This window comes from Thermoanaerobaculia bacterium (genome assembly GCA_035260525.1).
Classification (GTDB): Bacteria; Acidobacteriota; Thermoanaerobaculia; order UBA5066; family DATFVB01; genus DATFVB01.
This window is the reverse complement of record DATFVB010000213.1, coordinates 1-8,806: the sequence shown is the minus strand read 5'-3', so window position 1 is coordinate 8,806 and position 8,806 is coordinate 1. Positions and strand designations below refer to the sequence as shown.

The 8,806-nt window shown below is 68.1% G+C and carries 8 protein-coding genes; 5 read left to right on the top strand and 3 right to left on the bottom strand.

Annotated features, from left to right (window positions below; genetic code table 11):
• The 3 genes from VKH46_10945 to rimP all read right to left on the bottom strand — a co-directional run.
• On the bottom strand, positions 1-301 hold a 301-nt coding region (locus VKH46_10945), incomplete at its 3' end, for a translation initiation factor IF-2 N-terminal domain-containing protein (protein ID HKB71351.1).
• Positions 302-1,783: a transcription termination factor NusA gene (nusA, locus tag VKH46_10940; protein ID HKB71350.1), complete on the bottom strand. Its 1,482-nt coding sequence runs from the start codon at positions 1,781-1,783 to the stop codon at positions 302-304.
• Complete coding sequence (gene rimP / locus VKH46_10935) at positions 1,783-2,250, bottom strand: ribosome maturation factor RimP (protein ID HKB71349.1); 468 nt, start codon at positions 2,248-2,250, stop codon at positions 1,783-1,785. The genes nusA and rimP overlap by 1 nt, the downstream gene beginning before the upstream one ends.
• A gap of 180 nt (positions 2,251-2,430) precedes the next feature.
• Here rimP and VKH46_10930 point away from each other — a divergent pair, with 180 nt between their 5' ends.
• From VKH46_10930 to VKH46_10910, 5 genes are all read left to right on the top strand, one after another.
• Positions 2,431-3,498: a hypothetical protein gene (locus VKH46_10930; GenBank protein HKB71348.1), complete on the top strand. Its 1,068-nt coding sequence runs from the start codon at positions 2,431-2,433 to the stop codon at positions 3,496-3,498.
• Between the two features lie 222 nt (positions 3,499-3,720).
• Positions 3,721-5,247 carry a Do family serine endopeptidase gene (locus tag VKH46_10925; protein HKB71347.1) on the top strand — a complete coding sequence of 509 codons (1,527 nt, stop codon included), beginning with the start codon at positions 3,721-3,723 and terminating at the stop codon, positions 5,245-5,247.
• A gap of 4 nt (positions 5,248-5,251) precedes the next feature.
• Positions 5,252-6,613 carry a sigma-54 dependent transcriptional regulator gene (locus VKH46_10920; GenBank protein HKB71346.1) on the top strand — a complete coding sequence of 454 codons (1,362 nt, stop codon included), beginning with the start codon at positions 5,252-5,254 and terminating at the stop codon, positions 6,611-6,613.
• 478 nt (positions 6,614-7,091) lie between these two features.
• The gene (pyrE, locus tag VKH46_10915; protein HKB71345.1) at positions 7,092-7,661 is read left to right on the top strand and encodes an orotate phosphoribosyltransferase; all 570 of its coding nucleotides are present in this window, start codon (positions 7,092-7,094) and stop codon (positions 7,659-7,661) included.
• 299 nt (positions 7,662-7,960) lie between these two features.
• The gene (locus tag VKH46_10910; GenBank protein HKB71344.1) at positions 7,961-8,539 is read left to right on the top strand and encodes a TIGR00730 family Rossman fold protein; all 579 of its coding nucleotides are present in this window, start codon (positions 7,961-7,963) and stop codon (positions 8,537-8,539) included.
• Positions 8,540-8,806 lie beyond the last annotated feature (267 nt).

The following is an 8,806-nucleotide window of genomic DNA, read 5'->3' as shown; positions in this document are numbered from 1 at the left end:
GCTCGGCGGGCCTGGGCGGCGCCTCGGGCTTGCGCGCGGGAGCCGCCGGCTTCTCGATGATCTTGATCCGGGAGAGGGCGCTCTTGGGCGCTTGCGTCGTCTTCGGACGGTTCGTCTCTTCCCGGACGATGAGCGACTTCGGCGCGTGCGTCTTGCCCTGGAGGATCGCCAGGACGGTCGACTCGTCGAGGTCGGCCTGCGCCGAAGCGACCTGGACTCCGATCGACTGCAGCAGGAACATCAGTTCCCGGTCGCCGACCCCCATTTGCTGCGCCAGTTCGTGGACCCGAATTTTCGCCATTTATCCCTTTTCTTCTACCGCCGGCTCCTCGAGAACCGATCCTTCCGCCGCGCCCTCGGCCTCTTCCTCGGGCTCTTCGGGCGTCGGATTGTCGAACTCCTGAGCCGCTTCCAGGATTTCCCGCGCGCGCTCCTCACCCATGTCGCCCACCGGGGCGAGCGACTCGATCGTCTGCGAGAGCAGCTGGTCGAGGTTCGAAACGCCGGCCTCTTCGAGCGCGGCCGCCGTCGCTTCGTCGATCCCCGGCACCGTGCCGACGGCGGTCTGCTGCCGCTGCGAGGTGCGAAGCATCCGTCCGAGGGCCTCGGCGACCTCTCCCTTGACCTCCGCCTCGCTCTTGATCTCGATCTTCGCGCCGATCAGGGCGGAGGCGAGGCGCACGTTCTGCCCCTTCTTGCCGATCGCGAGCGAAAGCTGCTCGTCCTCGACGACGCAGTCGAGCGTGAGCGGGCCGTCCTCGTGGTGGATCGGCGAGACCCGCGTGATCTTGGCGGGGGAGAGCGCGTTCTGCGCGAACGTGATCAGGTCGTCGCTGTACTGGATGACATCGATCTTCTCGCCGTGGAGCTCGCGCATGATCGCCTGGACGCGGCTCCCGCGCATTCCGACGCAGGCGCCGACCGGGTCGACGTCGCGCTCGCGGGAGAGAACGGCGACCTTCGCGCGCTCCCCCGGCTGCCGCACGGCGCCCTTGATGACGACCGTGCCGTCGTAGATCTCCGGGACTTCCATCTCGAAGAGCCGGATCAAGAGTCGCGGGTCGGTGCGGGAGAGGACGATCTGCGGACCCTTCGGGTTCTTGTGCACGTCGGCGATGACCGCGCGCACGCGCTCTCCCTGGCCGTAGCGCTCGGCGCGCGACTGCTGGTCGCGCGGGATCGCCGCCTCGAGCCGGCCGAGGTCGACGACGATGTCGCCGCGCTCGAACCGTTTGACGGTGCCGTTGATGAGCTCGCCCACCTTCGGAATGTACTCGTTGTAGATGCGCTCCCGTTCCGCCTCGCGGACCTTCTGATAGAGCACCTGCTTGGCGTTCTGCGCGGCGATGCGCCCGAGCCCCTCCGTCGAGCGGTAGATCCGCAGCTCGTCGCCGAGCTCGGGCTCCTCGACCTCGAAGCCCTCCGCGCCGTCGGTTCCGGGCCGGAAGACCCGGACGTTGCCGCCGGCGCCCCCCTCCCGGACGATCGACTTCGCGTCGTCGAGGAGGACGAGGGTGGCGGGATCCGGCGGCGGCTCGACGCCTTCCGGGAGCGGCTCGACGGGCTCCTCGGGGACCTCGGGCATGACGTCGACGACCCGGCGCGGCGTGTAGGCGGACATCGAGCCGGTCTCGCGGTCGATCTTCGCGACGATCTCCTTGACCTTGTAGAAGCGGCGGGCGGCCGAGGCCATCGCCTCTTCGAGCGCGCCGAACATCTTCTCGGGGTCGATGTCCTTCTCCCGGGAGACCTGTCGAATCACCGCTGCCAGATCGTTCGTCATCATGAGCTTCTTTTCCCGGTCGCGGCCGGCCACTCGGGTTCGAGCCGTGCGACCTTGACCTCGCCAAAACTCAAATTATAGGTTTTTCGCGAATCCTCGTCCACGATCCGGAGCCGGTCTCCGTCGACGGATTCGAGCGTTCCGCGGAAATTGCGCGATCCTTCGACGGGAAGGACCGTCTGCACCTTCACCCGCCGGCCGACGAAGCGCCGGGCGTCCTCGGGGGAATAGAGCTTCCGGTCCAGCCCGGGGGAGCTCACCTCGAGGTGGTACCGGTGGCCGACGGGGGCCTCGGCGTCGAGCAGCGGAGAGACGTCGCGGGAGACGCGCTCGCAGTCCTCGAGAGTGACCCCCTCCTCCTTGTCCAGGACGAGCCGGAGCACGAGATGCCGCCCCGCGCCCGCGGTCTCGACCGCGAGCAGCCGACACCCGTTCTCCTCGGCGATCTGCCCGATCTCCTGCGTCACTTTTTCGTCCAGTATCCCCGTGCTCCGCATTATCCTAACCGCCGCCGAACAAAAAAGCGGGCAAAAGCCCGCTTCTCCAAAAGCGCCCGGCATTTATAGCAGAAAGGCCGGAGCCGCGCAAATATTCCGCGGCCCGCGAATCCGGAAACGAAAACGAGGCTTTTCCTGTTAGAGGGTTGAGTGTTCGGCGTCAAGGAAGAAGAGCTCGAGGCCGGGCCGCTCCGCCGGAAGCCCGACCTCGACTATGCGCCGGACCTCGAGGAGCTCGTCGAGCGGATCGAGCGCCCGCAGCGGCGCTGGCTCGAGCGAGCGATCCTCCTCTCACTCCTCGTCCACGCCGTCCTGATCATCCTCTTCCTCCTCGACCAGCGGCAGCAGCGGGCCGTCGAGCTCCGCGCCGAGCGCGCCGACATCGCCCGGAGGAAGGCCGAGATGGCGCGGCAGATCCCGATCCGGTTCTTCACGGAGGCTCCGGGGCCCGCCCGGCGGGAGGCGCGCGCCGACGCGCCGCTCTCGGACAAGAACCGGCGTGCGGGGGGAGGCGACCGGAACCGCCCGAAGGCCGAGACCCCTTTCGTCGCCCGGCAGAGCGGAATCGAGGGGCTCGAGCCCGGCCCGCGTTCGAAACCCTCCCCGAAGCCGTCGCCGCCGGCGAGCGCCTCGGCGTCGCCCGCGCCGGCCGCCCCGCCGGGCGCCGCGGGCCGGCCGGCCGCGGAGCGCCATGCGGCCAACGGCCTTTCCGTTCCGCAGGCTTCCGGCGCGCCGAGAGGGCAGCCGGGGACGGCGCCGGCGGTCCCGAACCTGAACGAGGCGATCCGAAAAGCGACCGGCGGTATTGGCGGTCTCGGAGGCGCGCCGAAGGCGAACGAGGGGGGCGGTTTCGTCGACTACGGCCCGATTTCGTTCGACACGCAGTGGTACGACTGGGGCGACTACGCCGAGGAGATGCTGCGGAAGATCAAGATCCACTGGTACGAGCACATCCCCAAGCTCGCCGAGCTCGGTCCCGACGGGAAGCTCTCGATCCGCTTCTACATCCGCGCCGACGGCACCGTGGAGGGCGAGTCGGTGATCAAGACGTCCACGATCCCTCCCTACGACCACGCGGCGTTTCTCGGCATCGCGGAGGCGGCCCCGTTCCGCCCGCTCCCGAAAGAGCTGAACGAGTCGCGCGAGGGCGTGACGATCACGTTCCTCTACCTGCACTACCGCGCGGGAGAGAAGCCGCCGGAGCTTCCCGGCCGCTGAGCGCCGTCCCGCGCCGCATTGACCGGCGCCTCCGGCGAAAATCGAACGAGCCTGCGCCTTTTTGGCATTCCGCAGGCCGCACTTCCAATCTCTGGAATACTTTACCGTGGCATCGACGTTGCTGTTCAGGAAACCGGACGATCGGCGCCTCGCGCCGCTCGCCGGACGCAGCGAGGACGACTCGATGACACGACTCGATGAAATGAGGAGAAGGACGCAAGAATGAATGCCATTGCCAAACGCCAACTGTCGCTTTTCGCGCTGATCGCCGGCGCCGTGATCTTCGGCGTCGTGCTCGCGAGCTCGATGAACTGGACCCCGGTCACGTCCGCCCAGCACGTGACCAAGAGCACGACGGGTCACACCACCTCGATGACGCTTCCGTCGTTTGCGGAGATCGCCCAGGAAGCGCTTCCTTCGGTCGTGTCGATTACGTCGACCGACATCGTCAAGGGCCCGCGCCGCATGAGCGGCGGGTTCGGCGGCGGCGACGGCGGGAGCGGCGATCCGTTCCAGTTCTTCTTCGGGTTCCCGCATCCCGGGCAGGGAGACGATCAGCAGCAGGAGCACAAGGAAGAAGCCGGCGGCTCCGGCTTCATCCTCTCGGAGGACGGTTACATCCTCACGAACAACCACGTCGTCGAGAACGGACAGAAGATCGAGGTCAAGGTCGGCGACCAGCACACGTACAAGGCGAAGGTCGTCGGCACCGATCCCGCGACGGACATCGCGCTCTTGAAGATCGACGCGAAGGAGAAGCTCACGCCCATCGCGCTCGGCGACTCCGACAAGCTCCGGGTCGGCGACTGGGTGATGGCGATCGGCGACCCGTGGGCCTTCGACAAGACGGTCACCGTGGGCGTCGTCTCCGCGAAGGGCCGCCGCAACCTGACGCTCGACCCGAACGCGAACTCCTTCGAAAACTTCATCCAGACCGACGCCGCGATCAATTTCGGCAACTCCGGCGGACCGTTGATCGACGTCGAGGGGCAGGTCATCGGCATCAACACGGCGATCTACCGGCCCGCTCAGAACATCGGCTTCGCCGTTCCGATCAACACGGCGAAGGCGATTCTCGAGCAGCTGAAGACGAAGGGGAAGGTCACGCGCGGGTTCCTCGGCGTCAACATCCGGAACATCGACGAGGACAACATGCGCGCGTTCGGTCTCTCGACCATGAACGGGGCGCTCGTCGAGTCCATCGAGCCCGATTCGCCGGCCGAGAAGGCGGGCGTGCTCCACGGCGACGTCATCGTCAAAGTGGACGACCGCGAGGTCAAGGACACGCAGGACCTGATCAGCTACGTCTCGTCGAAGCCGCCGGGCTCGAAGGTGCGGCTGTCGGTCCTGCGCGAAGGCAAGACGCGCACGTTGACCGTCGACCTCGGCGAGCGCCGGGCGGAGGCTGCGGAGAACGCGGCGCCCCAGGACCACGAGAACGGCGGGTCTCGCGAGAAGATCGGCCTTTCGGTCCAGGACCTGACGGGGCAGGCGCGGCAGTACTACCGCATCGACCCGTCGGTCACCGGGGTCCTCGTGACGGGGGTCTCGGAGGTCTCCGCCGCGGCCGACGCCGGTTTGGCCGAGGGGGACGTGATCACCGAGGTGAACGGCCGCAAGGTCGGGACCGCCGCGGAGCTTTCGAAGATCGTCCGGGACTCGAAGAAGGGGGAGTACCTCCGTTTCTACGTCCGGCGCTTCCGGCCCCGGCCCGTCTCGTTCTTCGCGATCGTCAAGGTCGGCGAGTAAACGGGTGCCCCGCGTCCTGATCATCGACGACGACGCGTCGGTCCGCGACGCGATCAAGATGATCCTGGAGTACGACGGGTACGAGACCGTGTCCGCGCGCGACGCCGCGTCCGGGCTGGCGGAGCTGGAAGCTCGCCGGCCCGACGCCGTCCTCCTCGACATCAAGATGCCGGGGATGGACGGGATGGAGGCGCTCGACCGGATCCAGGAGATGGATTCGCCGCCGCCCGTCCTGATGATCTCGGGGCACGGCGACATCGCGACGGCCGTCGAGAGCACGAAGCGCGGAGCGGTGGACTTCCTGGAGAAGCCGCTCCAGCGGGAGCGGCTCCTCCTGTCCGTCGGCAACGCGCTCTCCCGCCGCCGCCTCGAGCGGGAGAACGTCTCGCTCAAGAAGCGCGTCGCGATGGAAGACGTCTTCGTGGGCGTGAGCCCCGCCGTGCAGGGGCTGCGGGAGCAGATCGCCCGCGCGGCGCCCTCGGACGCCACGGTCCTCATCACCGGAGAATCGGGGACGGGCAAGGAGCTGATCGCTTGCGAGATCCAGCGGCTCTCGAAGCTCGCGTCCGGGCCCTTCGTGACCGTCAACTGCGCCGCGATCCCGGAGGAGCTGATCGAGTCGGAGCTCTTCGGCCACGAGAAGGGCTCGTTCACGGGGGCGGTGCGGCGGCAGATCGGCAAGTTCGTCGAGGCCGACGGCGGCACGATCTTCCTCGACGAGATCGGCGACATGTCGGCCCGCGCGCAGGCCAAGGTGCTCCGCGTCCTCCAGGAGGGGGAAGTCGAGCCGGTCGGCCAGTCGAAGACGCAGCGCGTGAAAGTCCGCGTGATCGCGGCGACGAACAAGGAGCTGCCGGAGGAGATCCGGGCGGGCAAATTCCGGGAGGATCTCTACTTCCGCCTGAACGTCGTCCCGATCGCGATCCCGCCGCTGCGCGAACGGGCCGACGACGTGCCGGCGCTCGTCGCGCATTTCGCGGCGCTCTACGCCGAGCGCAACGGCCTCCGGGCCCGGCGCTTCGACGCCGGCGCCCTCGAGGTGCTGTCGCGCCGCTCCTGGCCGGGAAACGCGCGCGAGGTGAGGAACCTCGTCGACCGCGTGCTGATCATGACCGAGGCGGACCCGATCGGCGCCGCGGACCTCCCGCCCGACGCGCGCTTCTCCGCGCGCGACCTCGCCGAGCAGGGCTCGAAGATCGCCACACTCGCCGACTTCAAGGAGTTCACCGAGCGCGAATTCCTGGTCGCGAAGCTCCGCGAGAACAACTGGAACGTCTCGAAGACCTCCGAAGCGATCCAGACGCCGCGCTCGAACCTGTACAAGAAATTGGAGCACTACGGGCTCACCCGCGACTCCTCGGAATAGCAGGCGCGGCGATACCGTCGCGGGAGCTGGCTCGGGGACCGGGAGTGCGTGACGGGTTCGCGGCTCGTCGAACGAGCGACTCGACCGCGAACCCGCCACCCCCTTCGCCGACGCTCCCGCTCCCGCGGCGCAAGTCGTCTCGCGCAGTGATTGCGCGAGACTTCGTCGCGCCGCGACGGGTACCGCCCGTCGCTCGACCATCCTCCACTCTCGATCGCGCCATAGCTCATGAGAGCGGCGGGGGATCGGGCTCGCGCCTCGCTTCGCCTCGCCGCCGCAGGCTGAGCCGTCTCAGGGTGTCTTCCCGCACGTCTGGCTGCGCCTTGGACAAGACGCCCGGCAACGATCTCCCACGCGGAGTCTTCCGGCGTGGCGAGGCGCGAGCCCGGCGGGATGCGGGCGTCCGAGTAAGGCCGCGGGTCGTGGCGCACGCGCCCGCCCGGCTCGATGCATCGCCGCGCCGTTGTAGTATCGCCCGGTGAATTGGCGGCACGAACTCGACCAAACCGGAGCCTTGTTGACGGGCCACTTCCGGCTTTCGTCCGGACTCCACAGCGACCGCTATCTCCAGTGCGCGCTCATCCTGCAGTGGCCCGAGCGCGCGCGGCGGATCGGCGACGCGCTCGCCGACCTGCTCGGGTCGTTCTCTCCGTCGGTCGTCGTCGGACCCGCCCTCGGGGGCGTGATCATCGGCCACGAAACCGCGCGCGCCCTCGGGGTCCGCTGCGTCTTCACCGAGCGCAAGGACGGGTCGATGCAGCTCCGGCGCGGGTTCCGGTTCTCGAAGGGAGAGCCGGCCGTCGTGGTCGAGGACGTCTTCACGACGGGAAAATCGACGCGCGAGACGATCGCCGCCGTGGAACAGCAGGGGGCCCGCGTCGTCGCCGCGGGCTCGATCGTCGACCGCGGCCTGTCGCCGGACGCGCTCGTCGTCCCATGGCGCTCGCTGCTGGCGATCGACGCCCCTTCCTGGCCGGAAAACGCCTGTCCGCTGTGCGCCGAAGGCTTCCCGGTCGAGTCGCCGGGGAGCCGGCACCCGGCGGCATGAAGCGAGCGTGAAGGCCTGGTTGATGAAGCGCTCCTCGTCGATACCCGCCCCGCACTCCTCGCGGCCGGGAAGCTCGAAACTCGAATATCGAAGTCCGAAACAAGTTCGAAATTCGAATGCTCGAAACTGGACGGGAATTCGTAGACTCGACTCTTGGGCAGAAAGGACGTGATGATCGTGGCGTCCGCGAAAATTGGAGTCCGAACACTGGAAACCGGAGACGAGTTTCGGGTTTCGAGTTTCGATCATTCGTGCTTGTCTCGGATTTCGGAATTCGTGCTTCGAGCTTCGGTCTGACCATGGAGATCCGATCCGTCTGCGTCTACTGCGCCTCCTCGTCGACGGCCCCCGCGTGGCTCTTCGACGAGGTGAAGGCCTTCGGCGCCGGACTCGCCGGCCGGGGCTGGCGCCTCGTCTACGGCGGCGCGTCCGTCGGCGTGATGGGCGCGCTCGCGGACGCGGCGCTCGCGGCGGGGGGCACGGTCCTCGGCGTGATCCCGACCGCGCTCGTGGGCCGCGAGGTCGCGCACTCGAGCCTGACCGAGCTCAAGGTCGTCGACACGATGCACGACCGCAAGGCGGAAATGTTCAAGAGCGCCGACGCGTTCGTCGCGTTCCCCGGCGGGTTCGGGACGATGGAGGAGTTCTTCGAGATGCTCACGTGGAAGCAGATGGGCATCCACAGCAAGCCGATCGTCTTCGTGAACCTCCACGGCTACTACGATCCGCTGCTGGCGCAGTTCGAGCGCGCGATCGCCGACGGGATCGTCCGCAAGGAGCATCGCATCCTCTATTCGGTGGCGGACGACTCGGAGAAGGTCTTCGCCGTGCTGGAGGATGCGACGGTGCTCAACCGCGCGCCGGGGAAGTGGTACTAACCGTCGGCCGCGCGCCGCGCTCCGCTGGAACCGCGCGGCCTCCCGCATCGCGGACCTCCTCCCCTTGGTTACTGCGGGGAGACTTTCCGCGATGCGTCCTTCGCGGCTCGGGCAAGAGCCCTCGGCCGCTTCGGGGCCCGGAGACATCATGGGGACAAGCCGCGTCGATTCGCACCCATGACTACTCGCGCCTCGCCGCGCTTTCGGGTGGTTCTGAACTGAGTGAGCTTTCTCCCGGCGCGACGGAGGCGGGCGCGGCGACCTGTC

Coding starts and splice junctions, on each gene's coding strand:
- nusA (HKB71350.1), bottom strand. CDS start 1,783: ATGACGAACGATCTGGCAGCGGTGATTCGACAGGTCTCCCGGGAGAAG.
- VKH46_10925 (HKB71347.1), top strand. CDS start 3,721: ATGAATGCCATTGCCAAACGCCAACTGTCGCTTTTCGCGCTGATCGCC.
- VKH46_10910 (HKB71344.1), top strand. CDS start 7,961: ATGGAGATCCGATCCGTCTGCGTCTACTGCGCCTCCTCGTCGACGGCC.